The organism is Aneurinibacillus terranovensis DSM 18919 (assembly GCF_000430625.1).
GTDB classification, from domain to species: Bacteria; Bacillota; Bacilli; order Aneurinibacillales; family Aneurinibacillaceae; genus Aneurinibacillus_B; species Aneurinibacillus_B terranovensis.
The window spans coordinates 1-1,567 of the sequence record NZ_AUMJ01000114.1 but is presented as its reverse complement, the minus strand read 5'-3'; the positions used below and the strand labels follow the sequence as shown (position 1 = coordinate 1,567).

Genomic DNA, 1,567 nt, shown 5'->3' with positions numbered 1-1,567 from the left:
TGGCCCTGTTCTCGTTGAGTTCGTTGTCGAACCGGAAGAAAATGTCTATCCAATGGTAGCTGCGGGTTCAACGTTAGATCAGATGGTACTGGGAGATGAAAAGTAATATGGAGCAAAAACATACCATATCCATACTCGTAAACGACGAGCCTGGGGTTCTCGCCAGGGTGGCGAACCTGATGGGCCAGCGCGGATTCAATATTGACAGCATTACTGTAGGTCAATCGGAAGAGCCTGGATTTTCCCGCATGACCATTGTGACGAGCGGGGATGAGCGGACATTAGAGCAGATTATGAAACATTTTCACAAGCTGATTGATGTCCTCAAGGTCACCCACTTAAGCAGCAGTTCCATGGTAGCCAGGGAGTTGGTTCTGGTAAAGGTAGAGGCAAATCCGGCTGCCCGTTCAGAAATTAATGGCATTATCGACCCGTTCCGGGCAAGCATTGTTGATGTAAGTCCGACATCGCTTGTCATACAGGCAACGGGAGATTCAGATAAAGTTGACGCGCTAATCGAATTGTTAAAACCATACGGAATCAAGGAACTTTCCCGCACCGGTGTGACAGCGATTAGCCGCGGTTCTGCCCTTGCGAAAGTATAGCCAGGGGACAGCGGAGCCATTCATCCCATCAAAAATCAACTTACAATAACAGGAGGAACAACAAATGGTAACGATGTACTACGAAAAGGATGCAAATCAAGAAGCACTTAGAGGAAAAACAATTGCTGTAGTTGGCTATGGCAGCCAGGGGCATGCGCAGGCGCAAAATCTTCGCGACAGCGGCATGAACGTCATCATCGGCCTTCGTAAAGGCCGTTCATGGCAGCAAGCAGAAAACGACGGCTTTGAAGTATATACAGTAGATGAAGCAGCGGCTAAAGCCGATGTGATCATGATTTTGCTTCCCGACGAACAGCAGGCGAAAGTTTACAATGAACAAATCCGCCCCAACCTGAAAAACGGCGCGGCTCTTTTCTTCTCACATGGCTTTAATATCCATTTCGAGCAGATTGTCGCTCCTGAAGGTACGGATGTCGTCATGGTCGCTCCGAAAAGCCCGGGGCATATGGTACGCCGTGTGTACACAGAAGGATTTGGCGTTCCGGGACTTCTCGCCGTCTACCAGGATGGAACAGGCAAAGCAAAAGAACTCGGCCTCGCGTATGCAAGCGGCATCGGATGCACACGTGCGGGAGTCATCGAGACGTCATTCCGGGAAGAAACGGAAACCGACCTGTTCGGTGAGCAAGCGGTTCTGTGCGGCGGGGTGTCCGAACTTGTTAAAGCCGGGTTTGAAACGCTGACGGAAGCAGGATATGAGCCTGAAATCGCCTACTTTGAATGCCTGCATGAATTAAAGCTGATCGTTGATTTGATGTACGAAGGCGGACTGGAATACATGCGCTATTCGATTAGCGATACTGCAGAATTCGGGGATTACAGCATCGGCAAGCGCATTATCACGGACGATACAAAAGCGGAAATGAGAAAGGTTCTGAAAGAAATTCAGGAAGGTACGTTTGCGAAAAACTGGATTCTGGAAAATCAATCCGGACGCGCCG

At 49.5% G+C, this 1,567-nt stretch carries 2 protein-coding genes; both read left to right on the top strand.

All coding sequences use genetic code 11. The annotated features are described in order from the left end of the window. Positions 1-107 precede the first annotated feature (107 nt). The gene (gene ilvN, locus H525_RS0115440; RefSeq protein WP_027416912.1) at positions 108-605 is read left to right on the top strand and encodes an acetolactate synthase small subunit; all 498 of its coding nucleotides are present in this window, start codon (positions 108-110) and stop codon (positions 603-605) included. Between the two features lie 64 nt (positions 606-669). Then, positions 670-1,567 (top strand): ketol-acid reductoisomerase (gene ilvC / locus H525_RS0115435; RefSeq protein WP_027416911.1); only part of this gene is annotated, 898 nt, incomplete at its 3' end.